This is a genomic window from Streptomyces aurantiacus (genome assembly GCF_001418335.1).
GTDB classification, from domain to species: Bacteria; Actinomycetota; Actinomycetes; order Streptomycetales; family Streptomycetaceae; genus Streptomyces; species Streptomyces aurantiacus.
In genome coordinates, this window is record NZ_LIPP01000273.1 from 1 (window position 1) to 17,390 (window position 17,390).

Annotated in this window: 17 protein-coding genes and 1 pseudogene; 4 read left to right on the plus strand and 14 right to left on the minus strand. The window is 69.3% G+C overall.

The genetic code is table 11. From position 1 onward, the window contains the following. Positions 1-142: 142 nt before the first annotated feature. Positions 143-1,117, plus strand: coding sequence for an LLM class flavin-dependent oxidoreductase (locus AOK01_RS30520; RefSeq protein ID WP_055517342.1), 975 nt, complete (start codon positions 143-145; stop codon positions 1,115-1,117). 37 nt (positions 1,118-1,154) lie between these two features. Here the strand turns inward: AOK01_RS30520 and AOK01_RS30525 are convergent, their stop codons facing one another. From AOK01_RS30525 to AOK01_RS30540, 4 genes are all read right to left on the minus strand, one after another. Continuing rightward, on the minus strand, positions 1,155-2,573 hold the full coding sequence (locus tag AOK01_RS30525) for a sugar porter family MFS transporter (protein WP_055517343.1): 1,419 nt from the start codon (positions 2,571-2,573) through the stop codon (positions 1,155-1,157). A 295-nt stretch (positions 2,574-2,868) separates the two neighbouring features. Continuing rightward, complete coding sequence (locus tag AOK01_RS30530; RefSeq protein ID WP_055517345.1) at positions 2,869-6,540, minus strand: AAA family ATPase; 3,672 nt, start codon at positions 6,538-6,540, stop codon at positions 2,869-2,871. Between the two features lie 227 nt (positions 6,541-6,767). Further along, positions 6,768-6,971: a hypothetical protein gene (locus tag AOK01_RS30535; RefSeq protein WP_028802434.1), complete on the minus strand. Its 204-nt coding sequence runs from the start codon at positions 6,969-6,971 to the stop codon at positions 6,768-6,770. Positions 6,972-7,364: 393 nt separating this feature from the next. Then, complete coding sequence (locus tag AOK01_RS30540; protein WP_055517346.1) at positions 7,365-7,646, minus strand: acylphosphatase; 282 nt, start codon at positions 7,644-7,646, stop codon at positions 7,365-7,367. Positions 7,647-7,777: 131 nt separating this feature from the next. Between AOK01_RS30540 and AOK01_RS30545 the strand changes: the two genes are divergently transcribed. Both AOK01_RS30545 and AOK01_RS30550 read left to right on the plus strand, forming a co-directional pair. Next, positions 7,778-8,908 (plus strand): CAP domain-containing protein, encoded by a 1,131-nt coding sequence (locus AOK01_RS30545; protein ID WP_055517348.1) that lies wholly within the window; start codon positions 7,778-7,780, stop codon positions 8,906-8,908. Positions 8,909-9,033: 125 nt separating this feature from the next. Continuing rightward, on the plus strand, positions 9,034-9,423 hold the full coding sequence (locus AOK01_RS30550; protein WP_055517350.1) for a winged helix-turn-helix transcriptional regulator: 390 nt from the start codon (positions 9,034-9,036) through the stop codon (positions 9,421-9,423). Here the strand turns inward: AOK01_RS30550 and AOK01_RS43045 are convergent. Then, a pseudogene (locus AOK01_RS43045) lies at positions 9,396-9,545 on the minus strand (bifunctional DNA-formamidopyrimidine glycosylase/DNA-(apurinic or apyrimidinic site) lyase); the annotation flags it as partial. The gene AOK01_RS30550 and the pseudogene AOK01_RS43045 sit on opposite strands and share 28 nt — an antisense overlap. A gap of 523 nt (positions 9,546-10,068) precedes the next feature. Between AOK01_RS43045 and AOK01_RS41815 the strand changes: the two are divergent. After that, entirely contained in the window at positions 10,069-10,218 is a 150-nt protein-coding gene (locus AOK01_RS41815) for a transposase (RefSeq protein ID WP_079103885.1), read from the plus strand. 60 nt (positions 10,219-10,278) lie between these two features. On the opposite strand, the gene AOK01_RS30555 is transcribed toward AOK01_RS41815, so the two are convergent. The 9 genes from AOK01_RS30555 to rsmD form a co-directional block, all read right to left on the minus strand. Then, positions 10,279-10,875: a TetR family transcriptional regulator gene (locus tag AOK01_RS30555; RefSeq protein WP_055517351.1), complete on the minus strand. Its 597-nt coding sequence runs from the start codon at positions 10,873-10,875 to the stop codon at positions 10,279-10,281. A gap of 13 nt (positions 10,876-10,888) precedes the next feature. Further along, entirely contained in the window at positions 10,889-11,710 is an 822-nt protein-coding gene (locus tag AOK01_RS30560) for an alpha/beta hydrolase (protein ID WP_055517352.1), read from the minus strand. A gap of 380 nt (positions 11,711-12,090) precedes the next feature. Further along, the gene (mutM, locus tag AOK01_RS30565) at positions 12,091-12,966 is read right to left on the minus strand and encodes a bifunctional DNA-formamidopyrimidine glycosylase/DNA-(apurinic or apyrimidinic site) lyase (protein ID WP_055517354.1); all 876 of its coding nucleotides are present in this window, start codon (positions 12,964-12,966) and stop codon (positions 12,091-12,093) included. A gap of 199 nt (positions 12,967-13,165) precedes the next feature. After that, the gene (gene rnc, locus AOK01_RS30570) at positions 13,166-13,990 is read right to left on the minus strand and encodes a ribonuclease III (RefSeq protein WP_055517356.1); all 825 of its coding nucleotides are present in this window, start codon (positions 13,988-13,990) and stop codon (positions 13,166-13,168) included. Between the two features lie 19 nt (positions 13,991-14,009). Further along, positions 14,010-14,183 (minus strand): 50S ribosomal protein L32, encoded by a 174-nt coding sequence (gene rpmF, locus AOK01_RS30575; protein ID WP_006139588.1) that lies wholly within the window; start codon positions 14,181-14,183, stop codon positions 14,010-14,012. A 2-nt stretch (positions 14,184-14,185) separates the two neighbouring features. Beyond that, positions 14,186-14,833, minus strand: coding sequence for a YceD family protein (locus tag AOK01_RS30580; RefSeq protein ID WP_055517362.1), 648 nt, complete (start codon positions 14,831-14,833; stop codon positions 14,186-14,188). Between the two features lie 130 nt (positions 14,834-14,963). Further along, entirely contained in the window at positions 14,964-16,085 is a 1,122-nt protein-coding gene (locus AOK01_RS30585) for a F0F1 ATP synthase subunit B (protein WP_055517357.1), read from the minus strand. A gap of 121 nt (positions 16,086-16,206) precedes the next feature. Next, positions 16,207-16,686: a pantetheine-phosphate adenylyltransferase gene (gene coaD, locus AOK01_RS30590; RefSeq protein ID WP_055517359.1), complete on the minus strand. Its 480-nt coding sequence runs from the start codon at positions 16,684-16,686 to the stop codon at positions 16,207-16,209. Between the two features lie 26 nt (positions 16,687-16,712). Continuing rightward, entirely contained in the window at positions 16,713-17,300 is a 588-nt protein-coding gene (rsmD, locus tag AOK01_RS30595; RefSeq protein ID WP_055517360.1) for a 16S rRNA (guanine(966)-N(2))-methyltransferase RsmD, read from the minus strand. Positions 17,301-17,390: the final 90 nt, after the last annotated feature.

The following is a 17,390-nucleotide window of genomic DNA, read 5'->3' on the forward strand; positions in this document are numbered from 1 at the left end:
CCGGGGGTTCGGGGGCGGAGCGCCCGAGAAAAACCCCGCACGGCCCGCCGCACCCCCCTGGCCGTCTGACGTTCCGTCAGCTACCGTCCCCCTGCACCGGAGCCACCGGCACCCCACCCGCTCGGCGAAGGGGGACTTTCCCATGTCCGTAACGGTCGTACGCTTCAACCTCGTCGATCCCGGCGCCACGCCCGCCTCGCTCAGCGACCGCTACAAGGCCGCGCTGGAGATGGCCGCGTACGCCGACGACCGCGGCATGACCACCGTGCAGACCGAGGAACACCACGGCGCCGCCAACAACTGGCTGCCCTCGCCGTTCACCTTCGCGGGCGCCGTCTTCGGGGCTACCAGGAAGATCGCGGTCACGGTCTCGGCGATCATCGGCCCGCTGCACGATCCGCTGCGGTTGGCCGAGGACATCGCCGTGCTCGACCTCCTCAGCGGCGGCCGGCTCGTCACCGTGGCGGGCATCGGCTACCGGCCCGAGGAGTACGCGCTCTTCGACGTGGACTGGAAGGGGCGCGGCCGTCTCCAGGACGAGCTCCTGGAGACGCTGCTGAAGGCGTGGACCGGCGAGGAGTTCGAGTACCGCGGCCGTACCGTACGGGTCACTCCGCGGCCCTTCTCCGATCCGCACCCCCTGCTGCTGGTGGGCGGCTCCTCCAAGGCCGCGGCCCGGCGCGCGGCGCGGCTCGGGCTGCCGTTCTTCCCGAGCGCGCACCTGCCGGACGTCGAGGCCTACTACAAGGAGCGGCTCGTCGAGTACGGCACGGAGGGCTGGACCATGATGCCCGCGGCGGTCACCCCGCTGCTGCACCTGGCCGAGGACCCGGACCGCGCCTGGGCCGAGCACGGCCGGCACTTCCTGCACGAGGCACGGACGTACGCCTCCTGGCAGTCCTCCGACATCCGCTCGGCGGTGAAGTCGGCGGCCACGACGGTGGAGGAGCTGCGCGCCGAGGGCGTCTACCGGATCGTGACGCCGGACGAGTGTCTGGCGCAGGGCCTCGACAGCTACGTACTGCATCCGCTGTCCGGTGGGATGCCCGTCGACGAGGGGTGGCGCAGCATGCATCTGTTCTGCGAGAACGTACTGCCCCGGCTCAGGAACCTGTAGCCCGCCTCCTCGAAGCCCGCCTCCTCGATGCCCTGGGTCAGCCCATCTCCTCCAGCGTCTTGCCCTTCGTCTCCTTCACGAACTTGAGCACGAACGGAATGGAGAGCGCGGCGAAGACCGTGTAGATCACGTAGGTCATGGAGAGGTTCCAGTCGGCCAGCGACGGGAAGCTCGCGGTGATGGCCCAGTTGGCGATCCACTGCGCGGCGGCGGCGACACCGAGCGCGGCGGCGCGGAGCTTGTTGGGGAACATCTCGCCGAGGAAGACCCAGACGACGACACCCCAGGAGAGGGCGAAGAAGAGCACGAACACATGGGCGGCGATCAAAGCGACCCAGCCCTGCGTGGCGGGCAGCTTGCCGTCGACGAGGTCGAAGGAGAAGGCCCAGGCCTCCAGGGCGAGCCCGACGACCATGCCGACGGAGCCGATGAGCGCGAGCGGCCTGCGGCCGATCCGATCGACGAAGATCATGGCGATCACGGTGCCGATGATGTTGATGATCGACGTGGTGAACGAGTAGAGGAATGACTCGGTCGGGTCGACGCCGACCGACTGCCACAGCGTCGAGGAGTAGTAGAACGCGACGTTGATGCCGACGAACTGCTGGAAGACCGAGAGCCCGATGCCGATCCAGACGATCGGCTTGAAGAAGAAGGTGCCGCCGAGCAGATCCTTGAAGACCGACTTGTGCTCGCGCTTCATGGCCTGCTCGATCTCGACCACACGGGCGTCCAGGTCGATCTTGTCGCCCTCGACCTCCCGGAGCACCTCACGGGCGCGCTCGTGCCGCCCCGCGGAGACCAGGAAGCGCGGCGACTCGGGGATCGCGAAGGAGAGCAGCCCGTACAGGACGGCCGGGACGACCATCACGCCGAGCATGACCTGCCAGGCCTCCAGGCCCATGACCTTGCCGCGCTGGTCACCGCCCGCGGCGTTGAGGATGCCCCAGTTGACCAGCTGCGAGATGGCGATGCCGATGACGATCGCGGCCTGCTGGAAGGAGCCGAGCCGCCCCCGGTACGCGGCCGGCGCGACCTCGGCGATGTAGGCCGGGCCGATGACCGAGGCCATCCCGATGGCGAAGCCGCCGATGACCCGCCAGAAGGCCAGGTCGTACAGGGCGAAGGGCAGCGCGGAGCCGACGGCGCTGACGGTGAACAGCACGGCCGAGATCTGCATGCAGCGGATACGGCCGATGCGGTCGGCGATCCGGCCCGCGGTGGCGGCGCCGATCGCACAGCCGATCAGCGCGATGGCGATGACCTGGGCGAGGGCCGCGGAGCCGACGTCGTACCGGTGCCGGATGGCCTCGACGGCGCCGTTGATCACGGCACTGTCGTAACCGAAGAGGAAGCCTCCCATCGCGGCCGCCGCCGCGATGAAGATGACGTGCCCGAGATGCTCGGGGTGAGCCGTTCGGGCTGCTGACTGGGGTGGCTGCGCTGTGCTGGTCACGCGGAACTCCTCGGGCCACCGGCCTCGCTGCCGGGGGTGGGGGCGAGCCCTTCCGGACGGTGTCTTCAGTGGCGCACACGTTTACGCCACCCACCACCTGAAGGTAAAAGCAACGAAGCAGAGACTATGCCTTCAAGTATCGAAGTCAAAAGAAGGTTCTTGTGAAGAAAAGCACTCCAGGTGGCGGACCCATGTACAAGTATTGAAGAGACAGAAACGGCACGAGTTCGTGGGTACCCCGTAAGCGGCCCGCGGAACACCGCGATCAGAACGTCAGCGGATCAACGTCAGCGGGTCAGCGCAGGCGCTGGCTGATGACCTTCGACACGCCGTCGCCCTGCATGGAGACGCCGTACAGCGCGTCGGCGACCTCCATCGTGCGCTTCTGGTGCGTGATCACGATCAGCTGCGACGCCTCCTGCAGCTCCTCCATGAGCCGGATCAGCCGCTGCAGGTTGGTGTCGTCGAGCGCCGCCTCGACCTCGTCCATCACGTAGAAGGGACTGGGCCGCGCCTTGAAGATCGACACGAGCATCGCGACGGCGGTCAACGACCGCTCACCGCCGGAGAGCAGCGAGAGCCGCTTGACCTTCTTCCCGGGCGGCCGTGCCTCGACATCGACGCCCGTGGTGAGCATGTTGTCGGGATCGGTCAGGATCAGCCGCCCTTCCCCGCCGGGGAACAGCCGGCTGAAGACCCCTTCGAACTCCCGTGCCGTGTCCCAGAATGCCTCGGTGAAGACCTGCTCGACCCGCTCGTCGACCTCCTTCACCACCTGCAGAAGATCGATGCGCGTCTTCTTCAGGTCCTCCAGCTGTTCGCTGAGGAACTTGTGACGTTCCTCCAGCGCGGCGAACTCCTCCAGCGCGAGCGGATTGACCTTTCCGAGCTGCTGGTAGGCCCGCTCGGCCGCCTTGAGCCGCTTCTCCTGCTCGGCCCGGTGGAACGGGCGGGGCTGGTTGCGCGGATGCTCGGGGTCGTCCGGCAGCTCCTCGCCCTCGGCGGGCAGGGAGGGCGGCACGAGCTGGGCGGGCCCGAAGTCCGCGATCAGCCCCGCCGGTTCGACGCCCAGCTCCTCCAGCGCCTTCGCCTCCACCTGCTCGATCCGCAGCCGCTTCTCGGCCCCGAGCACCTCACCGCGGTGCACCGAGTCCGTGAGCTTGTCGAGCTCGGCCTTGAGGTCGCGGCCCTGGTTGCGGGCGACGACGAGATCCTGCTCCCGGCGCGCCTTGGCGCTCTCCGCGGCCGTACGCTCCTCGTCCGCCCGGCCGAGCGAGACCTCGACATGGACGAGCAGCTGCCGCGCGCCGGAGGCGACGGCCCCGGCGACCGCCGCCTCGTGCCGCAGCCGTGCCCGGCGCTGCTCGGCGCGGGCGCGGGCCTCGCGTTCGGCGCGCGCGGCCCGGTCGAGCGAGTCGGCCCGTCCGGCGAGGCCCTTGACCCGCTCCTCGTGCGTACGCACCTGGAGCCGGGCCTCCATCTCGGTCTGCCGCGCGTTGGCCCCGTCGGCCGCGAGCCGGTCCCGTACGGAGGCGTCGGGCTCCTCCTCGACCGGCATCTCCTCGGCGACGACGAGACGTTCGGCCAGTTCCTCCGCCTCTTCCATCGCCCGGTCGAGGGCCTCCTGGGCACGCGTGGCTGCCGCGGTGCTCCGCTCGGCCTCTCCCGCGGCGCCCCGCGCCTGCCCGGCCAGCCGACCGAGCTGCTGCGCGACCTGGGACTTCTCCCGCTCACCGGCCCTCCGCCGCTCGCCCAGCTCCTCGACGAGAGCGGCCCGGTCCCTACGCAGCTCGGTGGCGCGATGCTGGGCCCCGCTCAACTCCTCGCAGAGCACGCCCAGTTCCTCCAGCTCGGCCGCCGCCTCGTCGACCGACGCCTGCACTTCGAGCAGACTGGGCGCCCCGGCGGAACCGCCCTGCGCGAAGTGCGCCCCGAGCAGGTCTCCCTCGGCGGTCACGGCGGTCAGTCCGGGGCGCGCGTAGACGAGATCCTCGGCGTCCTCCAGCGTCCCGACGACGACGATGCCCCGCAGCAGCCGCCGTACGGCGGGCATGAGGTCGGAGGGCGCTCGGACAAGATCGGCCGCGTACGGCGGACCGCCCGCGCTCCCACGTACGCCGTCGCCGTCGGCGTCACCGGCCGCGGAGGCGGAGGCCGGAGCCCCCGGAGCCCCCGGCGTGTCTGTCGCGTCCGTCGCGTTCCTCGGGTCCGTCGCGTTCCTCGGGTCCGTCGGGTCCGTCGGGTCCGGGGCGCCCGCCAGCAGGAGTGCCGCCCGGCCCGCGTCCTGCTTGCGCAGCAGGCGGATGGCGTCCGCCGCCGAGGCGGGCGTGGTCACCGCGATCGCGTCCGCCGCCGCGCCGAAGGCCGCCGCCAGCGCGACCTCGTGTCCCGGGGTGACCGAGAGCAGTTCGGCCGCGGGGCCGAGCAGCCCCGACAGCCGGTCCTTCGCCGCGAGCAGCGCCCCGGTGCCGTCCTTGCGGCGCAAGCCCAGGGCCAGGGCCTCGTGGCGGGCCTGCGTGGCGGCGCGCCTGCGTTCGGCGGAGGTGGCCGCCTCACGGGCCGCGGTCAGCGCGGACTCGGCGTCGGCGAGGGCGTTCTTGGCCGTCTCGTGCTGTGCGGCGAGCTCCTCGTCGCCCGCGTCCAGGCCGTCGACCTCTGCCTTGAGCTGCTCGTACTCCTCCTGGGCGGCGACCGCGCGGTCCTGTGCCTCGTCGCGGGCGGCGGCGAGCCGGTCGATCTCGGACTGGGCGGAGGCGGCACGCGAGCGGGCCGCGTTGACCTGGCCGCTCAGCCGGGCCAGGCCCTCACGACGGTCGGCGATGGCCCGGGCCACGTCCTTCAGACGCCGCTCCTCGACCGCCAGCTCACGCTCCAGGTCGGCCCGGTGCGCGACCGTGTCCTCCAAGGCGTGCTCGGCCGCCTCCAGGGCCGCTTCGAGCTCGGCCTCCTGCTCACGGACCCGCGCGGCCTCGCGCTCCATGTCCTCGGGGTCGCGTCCGCGCCGCTCCTCCGGCGGCTGGGCGGTGGCGCTCTTGACCCGGGCGTCGGCGAGCGAGACCGTGCCGCGCACCCGCTCGGCCAGCTGCGACAGCTCGTACCAGGTCTGCTGGGCGCGCTGCAGGCGTGGCGCGAGGCGCCGTACCTCGTCCTCCAGCATCGCCTCCCGCTGGAGGGCCTTCTTCAGCTCGGCCTCGGCGGCGTCCTTGCGCTCCTTGAGCGCGGCCTCGTCGGCCACCTCGGCCCGGAGCGCCCCACGGAGCCGTACGAGGTCGTCGGCGAGCAGGCGCAGGCGGGCGTCCCGGAGGTCGGCCTGTATGACGGCGGCCCGGCGCGCGACGGCGGCCTGCCGCCCGAGCGGCTTCAACTGCCGTCGCAGCTCGTCCGTGAGGTCCTGCACCCGCGCGAGGTTGGCCTGCATCGCGTCCAGCTTCCGCAGCGCCTTCTCCTTGCGCTTGCGGTGCTTGAGGACGCCCGCGGCCTCCTCGATGAAGGCGCGGCGGCCCATCGGATCGGCGTGCAACACGGAGTCGAGCCGGCCCTGCCCGACGATGACATGCATCTCACGGCCGATGCCGGAGTCGGACAACAGCTCCTGGATGTCCAGCAGTCGGCAGGTGTCGCCGTTGATCTGGTACTCGCTGCCGCCGTTGCGGAACATGATCCGCGTGATGGTGACCTCGGCGTACTCGATGGGCAGCGCGCCGTCGGAGTTGTCGATCGTCAGCGAGACCTCGGCCCGGCCCAGCGGGGGCCGCCCGGTGGTGCCGGCGAAGATGACGTCCTCCATCTTGCCGCCGCGCAGCGACTTGGCGCCCTGCTCGCCCATGACCCAGCTGAGGGCGTCCACGACGTTGGACTTGCCCGAGCCGTTGGGTCCCACGACGCAGGTGATGCCCGGCTCGAACCGCAGTGTGGTGGCCGAGGCGAACGATTTGAACCCGCGCAGGGTCAGGGCCTTGAGGTGCACGCAGCCGGACTTTACCTTCCGGGTCGGTCTCACTCCACGAACGTGCGGTTTCACCCATGAACGTGCAGGGCACATCAGACGTTAAAGAGAGTGAACGCCGAACGACAGTGAGCGATGGAGCAGGCGGGGCGGGGGCAAGAAAAAAGGGACGCCGAAGCGTCCCTTGAAACTCTCTCAGCGGCTGGCACGACAGCCTGTTCACCGGTGGCGACTGTGCTGTTCGGTGATCAGGTGAGCGCAGGCTCCGCCTGGGGTACGTCGATGCTTTCGAGAAGCGAGTCGTGAGAAGCGGCAGCCGCGAGCGCGTCGTTCTCGGCCTGGATCCGTACGAGCTCGGATTCCAGGTCCTGGACGCGCTGCTGGAGCCGTCGCATCTCGGCAATGAGTCGCGGGTCGGAACCGCCGACGTAACCGAGAAGCGCCTTTGCCATGATGGATGGTCCTCCACACTGAGTGACCGACCGAAGCGGTGTGGGTCGTGAGGGAATCGCACCCGCGATGCTTGGCAATCTTGAGTTCTTGCTGCCGCTCTTACATGCCAAACAGCTAAGGTGCGCGGGGACTTTCAGCGTCTCACCAAAAAGTTTGACGGTCAACACGATCACGCCCCGTATCGACGGGCGGCCCCGGGCGCGCGGCTCCGGAACGGGCGGCGCGGCCTCGCATTCGGGCCCCGGGGGCGTGGAGATCATCCTGGTCGGCGGAGCCTGCCACGGCAAGGAGTTTTTCGGCAGTCACCTGGTGGTTTCCACCCGGGGCAGGTGCCCGGCGCACGCCCCGCTCTCACCGCGAGGGGAGCCGCGGCCGGCCCGGCGGAGTGGATCTCACCGGATGGCGAAGCCGTCGTAGCCGCCGCGGGGCGTGTCCCAGATCTCAGTCACTCCGTCGACGCGGCCCGGCGTGTCGTCTCCCACCAGCCACTTGAGCAACTCCTGACACCCGTCCCGGGGGCCCTCGGCGACCACCTGGACCCGTCCGTCCGCCAGATTGAGAGCAAAACCACTCAGGCCGCCGATCTCCAGGGCCCTGGCTCGCGTGTACCAGCGGAAACCCACACCCTGCACGCGCCCGCGTACCCAGGCGACCAGCCTCGCATGCTCACTCATGGCTGCACGCTAACCGGCCAATTGCCCTCGGAGCACTTCCTCCCCTTGCGCCATGGGGTACCGTCCCGACCCAATGAGCCTCACTCGTTCGGGTGAGGAACGTTGACCGCAAGGATGAGGAAGGCCAAAAGATGGGACGCCACCGACGCTCCGCCGCCGGCCGCGCCGCCACAGGCCGCGGCACCGGGGTCACCGAGACGTACGAGACCTACGCGGGCGGCTACGCGCCGGATGCCGCGAGTCCGTACGCGAGCCTGGGCGACTACGCCACCGCGGGTGACCACCGCACCGCAGGCGACTACCTGACCGGCGGCCCCTACTCGACCGCGGGTCTGTACGACTCACCGGGCGGCATCCACGAGACGGGCGACCTGTACGCGAAGAGCGACACCTACCTCTTCGAGGGCGACAGGACCGCCGGCCACACGTCGGGCGTGTACGCGCCCGACCGCGGGCGGGGCGGCCAGCGCCGCCGCAAGAAGGGCGTGACGCCCGTACGCACCGGTCTGCTCGGTGTCTCGGCCGCTGTCGCGATGGGCGCCGTCGCCGTCGCCTCGGGGCTGATACCGGGCAGCGACTCCCTCCCCATCGGCGGTGGCGCGGACAAGGTGCGCGCCCAGGACACCCCGACCGACGTGGAGACCCAGGGCGGCACGAACGGCTCGGCCGACGACCGCGTGGACCCGGGCACCAGCCGGGACCTGGAGCGCGCCCCGTCCCCGTCGGTCTCGCCGACGGAAGCTCCGGAGAAGAAGACCGAGAAGAAGCCCTCCGCGACGCCGTCGACCAAGGCTCCGGCCAAGGAGTCGAAGACGAAGGAGCCGGCAGCGAAGGCTCCGGCGACGAAGGTGCCCGAGACGACGCCGTCGAAGGCTGTGTCCACGACGTCCGCGGCCGAGACGGCGGTCCTGTCGCTGGTCAACGACGAGCGGGCCAAGGCGGGCTGCAGCCCGGTGACCGCGTCCGGCTCGCTGGGCGCGCTGGCCGAGGCGTTCAGCGAGGACATGGCCTCGCGGGGGTTCTTCGACCACACGGACCCGGACGGGGCCACCCCCTGGGACCGGGCGGAGGCACTCGGCATAACGAACCTCGGCGGCGAGAACATCGCCCGCGGCCAGGCCGACGCCGCCTCCGTGATGGAGGCCTGGATGAACAGCCCCGGCCACCGCGCGAACATCCTGAACTGCGACTTCAAGACCCTGGGCGTCGGTGCGCACTTCGCGTCGGGCGGCCCGTGGTGGACGCAGAACTTCGGCTACTAGCCGCGACTGCCGGCGATGACTGCCGGCCGCGGCTCCTGGTCAGGACGTACGGCCGCGAGAGAAGAGCGCTGCCTCAGAGTTAGTGCAATCTGGGAGTCAGCGCTGTATGCGAGTACGCTTTGTGTATGGATCTCACGGACCGGCCGGACCTCGCGTACGACGTGTTCGCCAAGGCCTGCCCGTCGAGGGGCACCCTTGAGCACGTCACGGGACGCTGGGGCGCGCTCACGCTCGGGGCGCTGGCCGAGGGCTCGCTCCGCTTCAACGAACTGCGCCGGCGCGTCGAGGGCGTGAGCGAGAAGATGCTCTCCCAGACACTGCACGCGCTGGAACGCGACGGCCTCGTGCACCGGGAGGCCCAGCCGACGAACCCGCCACGGGTCGACTACGAGCTGACGCCGCTGGGCCACGAGGTCGCCGGACGACTGCTGGCCCTCATCCACTTCCTGGAGGGGCGCATGGACGAGGTGCTGGGAGCGCGCGAGCGCTACGACACGGCGCGCGGCGGACGCTGACAGCGCGGGCAGAAATAGCTGGACCGGTTCATCCAGGGCCTGCGCCACATCACGGTGCCGCAGCGCCGACACGGCTCGCCCTCACGGCCGTACGCGTCGAGCGAGCGGTCGAAGCAGCCGGACTACGCCAGTATCTGACGTTCATCCGGGGCTTTACTGACTTGTGCGCCGACGCTAGCCCACTGACCAGCGACGATGGCTCGGCTGGTGCACAGTAGCGGGCACGTGGGTAAGGGCGGAGCGGGCGTACACCTGTGGCGAATCCGTTGATCTCACCGTCGAGCGGGTCAGGCCGGTTCCCGCGCGCTCACCGCTGCGATCCCCACCAGGTCGCATCGAAGGCTCGTCAGCGGGCTCCGCTGCTCTACGTCAAAGCGCGACCAGCTTCGGTACGCCTTGGGCTTCCAGCTCGAAGGGCCACAGCAATACGCGCTTCCTGCCCTTCTGCCCTTCTGTCAGCGGAGGGGCGGAAGCCTCGATCGCGTCGATATGGATCTGAGGGTCCGGACGAAAAAATGCAGCGTCAAGCGAGGGGCCCCGAAGTTTCCGAACAGGCATCCAATAGGGTTGTCCTGAACAGGAAACGAGAAAGAACTGGCACCACCCAGTAAGTACTCGCCGGAGTTCCGTGAGGAAGCCGTCCAGATGGCGTTGAGATCAAGCAAGACGATCTCCGAAGTCGCCCGGAAGCTTGAGCTGAACTCGGAGATGCTACGCGGCTGGGTGAAGAAGCAACAGAAGCAGCAGGAACCGTCTCCCGATGCGGAGCTGACGGTGAACGAGCGGTGCGCCTGAAGGCCGAGCGCGCTGGTTCAGCCCGAGGCCACAGAGTGCCGACTCGATGGCCGAGGTCAATCAGGGGAGCCGCGCGGCCGTTGCGGGAACGGGACCGCGCGCCATGATCGCGGCGAGCAGGGACATCACGTTCTCGGTGATCGTTGTCAGGTCGGTGTCGTTGTTGTCTTCCAGCCATTTACGGTAGGCCGTGCGGAAGACCTGGCTTCCTGTGTTGGCGGCGAGTTCTGCGATGTCGGGGGCGGTGCCGCGCCGGCAGAGCACGTCGCGGAGTGCGTCGGTCAGCTGTTGCTGTTTGATCAGTTCCCGCTCCAGCAGTCGGGGGTCTGATGCGATCATCGCGTCCCGCTGACGGAGGAATTGCCGTGGTCCGAGTTTTTCCCAGTCGAAGTCGGCCAGGGTCCGGGTCACTGCCTGGAGTGTGTCGGTGACGTCGGGTTTCTGGAGGAGGTGTTGGACGAGCGTTTCCTTGACTGCGTCGGCGTCGGCGAGGAGGACTTCTTCCTTGTCGGGGAAGTAGCGGAAGAAGGTTCGGGTGGTGACGCGGGCGCGTTGTGCGATCTGGACGGCGCTGGTCTTCTCGAAACCTTGCTCCTCGAACAGTTCCATGGCGGCTTGTTTCAGCCGCTCTTCAGTGCCGTGCTCCCACCGAGGCATGGGGTCAGGATACTCAGCGCAGGTGTTGGGACAGGAACAGGCCCGCGCGGTCGATGGCCTGGTCGGCTTCGTCGAGGATGCCGTGGAAGGCCTGGAAGACGTGGGGGACATCGGCGGTGACGTCGAGGACCACGTCCATGCCGGCAGCGGTGGCCCGGGCCGACATTCGTACCGAGTCGTCGAGCAGGACTTCGTTCGTGCCCGTCTGGAGAAGTGTCGCCGGGAAGCCGGTGAGGTCCGCGGCCAGGGCGGGGCTCAGGTGGGGGTGCCGTGGATCGTGGCCGGCGCAGTACAGGCCGACCAGGGGGCCGAGCGTCTCCCGCGTGAAGATCGGGTCGGATCCTGCTTTGGTGTCCATGCTTTCGCCGCCGAGAGTGAGGTCGAAGGCGCCTGAGAAGGTGATCACCGCGGCGGGGGCGGGCAGGCCGGATTCCCGTGCCCGGAGCGCGGTCGTGACGGCGAGTGAGCCGCCTGCGGAGTCTCCGGCGAGAGCGATGCGCTCGGGGTCTTCACCGCTGTCCAGCAGTGCCCGGTATGCGTTCGCGCCGTCGTCGACAGCCGCCGGGAAGGGGTTTTCGGGCGCCAGGCGGTAGTCCACGGACAGTGCGCGTATGCCTGTCCGGGCGACGAGGGCGCCGGTCAGGGACAGTGCCGTCTCCGGCGAGCCGAGACTGAAGGCGCCTCCGTGGAAGTAGAGGATCGTTCCTGGGCGTTGCCGTCCGGTGGGTTCGACGACGAGGGCGCGGCGGTCGCCGAGCGTCGTCTCCGAGGTGCGGATCCTGTCCGGGACGGGGCCGCGCGGGCCGCTGCCAACTCGGTGACCAGCGAGTCCCACTGCTCGTGCGGGATGCCGGTGAGGGCGGGACGGGTCAGCCAGTCGCGGCCGGGGCCGGCTTCGTTCTGGGGCGGGATCTGGGGCGGGATCGGAAGGATGCCGTCCCGGCGGTGTTCCTGGGGGTGGAGGGTGTAGTTCCAGTCGCCGTGCCAGTCGAGTTGAATGCTCCCAGCTGTATCGGAGCATTCCGGCAATGAGTCAGTCACAGTCCGTCGCCGGTGAAGGCAGTCGTCCGCTTCGCCATCTGGAATGCCCATCTCACCCCGAGGACGGGGAAGTTGCGTCGGGGGAGTTCGAACGAGGCGACTACTGGAAGGAACCCGAGGATCAGGAATCTTGACGACGTCGACCCTACGCAGCCAACGAAGTAGAACCGCTTCTCACCTGGGAAAACGCCCTCCGCTGCTCTTCGGAATGGGCTGACACTTCGGGCAGAAGTAGGAGGAGCGGTTCATGAAAGGGGCTCTTCTGATCCTCGTTCCACACCGGTTACATGCCTGGTCAGAGCGCCCGTAGACGTTCAATGCTCTGCTGAAATAACCCGACTCGCCGTTCACGTTGACGTAGAGGCTGTCGAAGCTGGTGCCTCCGACGGCGAGGGCCGCGTTCATCACATCCCGTACGTGGCCCAGGAGTTCGGCCGTGCGCGGGCGCGTGAACCCTGTGGTGGGGCGCTCGTAGTGGAGCCGCGCGCGCCACAGTGTCTCGTCCGCGTAGATGTTGCCGACGCCGCTGATCAACGACTGGTCGAGCAGGGCGCGTTTGACGGTGGTGCGCCGGCGCCGCAGCGCCTCGTGGAACGCGTCGTCGTCGAACAGCGGGTCCAGGGGGTCACGGGCGATGTGCGCGATGACGTCAGGCAGCCCGTCGGGCGACGTCTCGTGCAGCGAGAGCCCGCCGAAGGTGCGTTGGTCGACGAAGCGGAGCTCCGTGCCGAGGTCGTCGGCGAACCGGACGCGGATGCGCAGATGCTTCTCGTCGGTCGCGTCCTGCGGCTGGACGAGCAGTTGTCCGCTCATGCCGAGGTGCGCGAGGACGGCGCTCGCGGAGTCCGCGAGCGGCAGCCAGAGGTATTTGCCGCGGCGCTGCACCAGTCCGACGCGGTGTCCCTTGAGGCGGGCTCCGAAGTCCTCGCCGCCCGCGATGTGCCGGCGCACCGCGCGCGGGTGCAGTACCTGGACGTCGGCGACGATCCGGCCGCTGACCCAGCGTTCGAGGCCTCGCCGTACGACCTCGACCTCGGGGAGTTCGGGCATGGTTCTCCTCCGGAGTGGGCGGACTCGGCGGGCGTGCCGGCGCCGGGACCGGCGCCGGGGCGGCAGTGTAGTTGTCGGGTGCGGGTTCGTGGGGGCTGGTCGCGCAGTTCCCCGCGCCCCTTCGAGGCGCTCCGCGCCATCGAATGACGATCGCCCGCCCCCTCCGTAACCGGGAGGGGCGGGCGGTCGCTGACAACCGTCAGGCGGAAGCTGGGTCCGTCGTCGTCGTGGAGGCGTCTGCCGACTCCTTGACCACTGCGGCGGCCGCCTCGGCCCGCTCGTCCGCGGCGGAGCGGATGGCCCGCCAAGCGGACTCCGCGGCCTGCTGCTCCGCCTCCTTCTTGCTGCGGCCGGTGCCGGTGCCGTACGAGACGCCTCCGACGCGGGCAGCAGCGGTGAAGGTCTTCTCGTGGTCCGGGCCGGTCTCGGTGACCAGGTACTCGGGAACGCCGAGCCCCTCGGTCGCCGTGAGTTCCTGGAGACTGGTCTTCCAGTCCAGGCCGGCGCCCAGATTCGAGGATTTCTCGATCAGTGGATCGAAGAGCCGGTGGACGAGGTCGCCCGCCGCTTCCAGACCCTGGTCGAGATAGACAGCGCCGATCACCGCTTCAAGGGTGTCGGCGAGGATGGATGCCTTGTCCCGGCCTCCTGTGCCCTCTTCGCCCCGGCCGAGCCGGATGAAGGAGCCGAGGTCGAGCCCACGGCCCACCTCCGCAAGCGCACGCGAGTTGACCACCGCGGCCCGCAACTTGGCCAGCTGGCCTTCGGGCAGGTCGGGGTGGGTGCGGTACAGCGTGTCCGTGACCACGAGGCCGAGTACGGAGTCCCCGAGGAACTCCAGGCGTTCGTTGGTCGGCAGACCGCCGTTCTCGTACGCGTACGAACGGTGGGTCAGTGAACGCACCAGAAGGGCGGACTCAAGTTTGTACCCGAGCCGCCCTTCCAGAAGGGTGTGGGACGAGGCTGTGTTGTCCGCCGACTGGGCCTCGCTCGCGCGGGGAACAGACTTCTTGGCGTCAGACATGGAGCCTCTCACCAGCCGCTCAGACCTCGAGGACCTGGCGCTTGTTATAGGTGCCGCAAGCGGGGCACGCGATGTGCTGCAGCTTGGGCTCGTGGCAGCGCTCGCACGCAACCAGGGTGGGGACCGCAGCCTTCCACTGCGACCGGCGGTGGCGCGTGTTGCTGCGCGACATCTTCCGCTTCGGAACAGCCACGGCTACTTCTCCTGCTTCTCGGCGGCGCGTTCTGACGTGTGCGCTTCGCCGCTCAACTCGTCCTTCTCGCCATCTTCGAGTGAACCGGCGAGTCCCTGCAGTGCCGCCCAACGGATGTCGACGGCTTCATGGTGGTGGTCCGGGTCGTCCGCGAGCCGGGCTCCGCATTCGGAGCACAGGCCGGGGCAGTCGTCCTGGCACACCGGCTGCATCGGCAGTGCGAGCACCACCGCGTCACGCAGCACGGGTTCGAGGTCGAACAAGCCGTCCTCGATGAAGAGCGTGTCCTCGTCGTCCTCGGCGTCGTCGGCCGGCTCCGCTTTCACACGGCCCCGGTCGTCGGCGTCAGGGTACGAGAACATCTCCTGGAAATCCGCTTCGAGCGGTTGCTCGATCGGCTCCAGACACCTTACGCACTCCCCCTTGGCCAGTGCACGGGCGGTGCCTGTGACAAGCACACCTTCCATGACCGACTCAAGCCGGAGCCGGAGCTTCACCGGGGCGCCTTCCGGCACTCCGATGACTCCCTGGAGACCGAAGTCCCCGGGAGCGTCGATCTCAGGGGTCAGGCGCTGCAGCGCACCGGGACGCCGCCCCAGCTCGTGTGTGTCGAACACGAGAGGGTTGCGGTGGTCTAGGCGGGCGTTCAGAGCCGTTCCTGCTTTCGATCTCGAAACTCGGGGTACTGCCCTCGGTGCTTCCCGGGCAGCGCTGGTCGTGGCTGTGCACACGACCGAAGAGCCAGGATACTGGACCTTTCGCTCACGGCCCAATCCGGTGTCAGCGCCCCTGTTCGTACGCCCGCAACTGCTCCGCGCTGATCATGGTGGTGTCGAAGAGACTGGTCTCGTCGAGCGCGTTCTCGTGCTGCTGCTGGGGCACCTGGGGCGTCTGGACATCCGGGGCGTACCCCTGCTGCTGACCCTGGTCGTACGCGGCCTGCTGGTCGTAGCCCTGCTGCGGGTAGGCGGCGTACGGGTCGGCGGGCTGCTGGTAGCCGTACCCGTCCTGCTGCGCGTACTGCTGCTGGTAGCCGTAGGGGTCGGGGGCCGGCTGCTGGTAGGCGTAGGCGTCCTGCGGCGCGTACTGCGGCTGCTGGGGCGTGCCTGCCGATGGCTGGGCCCGGGGGTGGGTCTGCGGCTGGGACGGGTCGGCTGCCAGGGGCCGGGCGGACTGCTCGGGCATCTCCGCGAGGCCGTCCAGGTACTCGGCGTCGGTGGTGTGCTGCCCCGTCCCGTCCTCTCCGAAGGCGCCCAGGTCGCTCAGGTCGTCGCTGGCGATCCGGCCGTGCAGCTTCTGTCGGCCGCGGCCGACGGCGTCCAGGGTCTTGGCGAGGACCGCCTCGAAGGCGCCGAGCTTGACGTCGACGTATGCGTCCGCGTTGCGGCGCAGGGTCTCCGGGTCGTGGCTGCGCTCGGGGGCGTCCTCGTCCTCGTACCCCTGCTCGTCGGTGCCGGGGCCCGTGCCGAGGAGCTTCTCGCGCCCGCGGCCGACCGAACCGAGGGTCTTGGTGAGGACGACCTCGAAGTTGGCGAGCTTGGAGTCGACGTACTCGTCGGCCTCGGCGCGGACCTCCTCGGACTCCTTGCGGGCCTCGGCCAGGATCCGCTCGGCCTCGTTCTGCGAGCGGCGGGCGACCTCGGTGCCGGAGACCAGCGAGCCGCGCTCGGCGTGCGCGGACTCGATGATCCGCTCGGCCTCCAGACGGGCCTGCTCGACCATCTGCTCGCGGTCGCCGATCAGCTCCTCGGCCTGGGCGAGGGAGCCGGGCAGCGCCTGGCGCACCTCTTCGAGCAGGGAGAGGAGCTCGGCGCGGTTGACCACGCACGAGGCCGACATGGGCATGGAACGGGCGCTGCCGACCGCCGAGACGATCTCATCGAGCTTCTTCTGCACGTCCACCGTGTGCTCGCCACTCTCTACAGCTGTGATGGAGACGGACGGTTCGACTGTACGACCACTCCTGCCCCAGCCGACACCGGATGGCGAACTGCCCGGCTCCCGACGGCTCCTCAGTCCGTCCTCAGTCCTTTTTGAGCCGCTCCCCGAGCGCTTCGAGGACCACCGGCGGTACCAGGTGGGAGACGTCTCCGCCCCAGGTCGCGACCTCTTTGACCAGCGAGGAGGAGAGGAAGCTGTAGGTGGGGTTGGTCGGCACGAAGAGGGTCTCGACGCCGGAGAGGCCGTTGTTCATCTGCGCCATCTGTAGTTCGTAGTCGAAGTCGCTGACCGCGCGCAGGCCCTTGACGATGGCCGGGATGTCGCGCTCCTTGCAGAAGTCGACGAGGAGCCCATGGAAGGCCTCCACCTCGACGTTCCCGAACTCGGCGGTGACCTGGCGGATGAGGTCGATCCGCTCCTCGATCTCGAAGAGGCCCTTTTTCGACTGGTTGATCATCACTGCGACGTGGACGACGTCGTACAGCCTGGAGGCTCTGGCGATGATGTCGAGATGTCCGTTGGTAATCGGGTCGAACGACCCGGGACAGACGGCGCGGCGCACTTCAGATCCCTCGCTCTCCGGTCCGGTCATCGTGCGTCTTCGCACGTAGAGGCGGCGCGACCGTACCAAAACGTTCCCTCGCCGTAGCGACGGGAACGCAATGCTTCGAAGCCGTCCGGCCAGCTGAACTCGCCGCCTCTGGTACCGCGTTCAACGGTGACGAGCGCTTCGCGCGCGAGCCAGTCCCCCGCACGGAGTGTGAGCAGGATCTCGCGAAGATCCTCGTCCGTGACCGCGTACGGCGGATCGAGAAACACCAGGTCGTACGGGGCTTCGGGGGCGCCTGCCCCGATGATCTGCGCCGCTTTGCCGGACCTCACCTCGGCGCCGGGCAGGCCCAGCGTTTTCACGTTCTCCCGGATCGTGCGGGCCGCGCGGGGGTCGGCCTCGACGAGGAGGGTGTGTCCGGCGCCCCGGCTCAGCGCCTCCAGGCCGACGGCGCCCGAGCCGGCGTACAGGTCGAGGACGCGGTCGCCTGCCAGGGGGCCGCCGAGCAGGGACCGCCAGGTGGAGAAGAGACCCTCGCGGGCGCGGTCGGAGGTGGGTCTCGTGCCGGTGCCCGGGGGGACGGCGAGGCGTCTGCCGCCGGCCACGCCTGCGATTACGCGAGTCATCGCGGGTCCTTGCCGGTCTTGTCGGTGGGGGTGGTCACTGGTTCAGTCTGGCAGGTAGGGGGTGGTTCGCGTGGTGGGCGGGTGCGGGTG